This is a genomic window from Paracoccus sp. S4493 (assembly GCF_000967735.1).
GTDB classification, from domain to species: Bacteria; Pseudomonadota; Alphaproteobacteria; order Rhodobacterales; family Rhodobacteraceae; genus Paracoccus; species Paracoccus marcusii.
This window is the reverse complement of sequence record NZ_JXYF01000580.1, coordinates 1-390: the sequence shown is the minus strand read 5'-3', so window position 1 is coordinate 390 and position 390 is coordinate 1. Positions and strand designations below refer to the sequence as shown.

At 61.5% G+C, this 390-nt stretch carries 1 pseudogene; it reads left to right on the top strand.

The features are described 5' to 3' along the window. Positions 1 to 170 (top strand): annotated as a pseudogene (locus tag TW83_RS20330) (IS5/IS1182 family transposase); the annotation flags it as partial. Between the last annotated feature and the right edge of the window lie 220 nt (positions 171 to 390).

Sequence of the window (390 nt, the reverse complement as noted above, 5' to 3'; positions counted from 1 at the left end):
GCTATCACGTCCGAAGTCGGATCGAGGCAAGGATGCGCTGCCTCAAATCCTTCGGTGAGCGCATCGCCTCGCAAGACCCCGACAGACAAGCGGCCGAGATCTACATCCGCGTCGCGCTCATGAACCGCTTCAACGCACCCGGCACCGCCGAAATCGAGCGCCTGGCCTGAGCTTAATGGGTAAGGGAGAGCCCTGCTCCGACGCCGAGTTCTGCAATAATGCCCAACAACGCCCATGAAAATTGCTTTTCGCAAGCATGCTTTCGAATTGTCCCCGGCGCGGGCCGGGCGTAGTCTGGCCCTCAGTCGAATGTCAGGCACCGAACCGATGAAACCTGCCCAAGCGCCCCGCCGATCCCTTCTGCCGCTGCTGATCCTGGCCGTTCTGGCC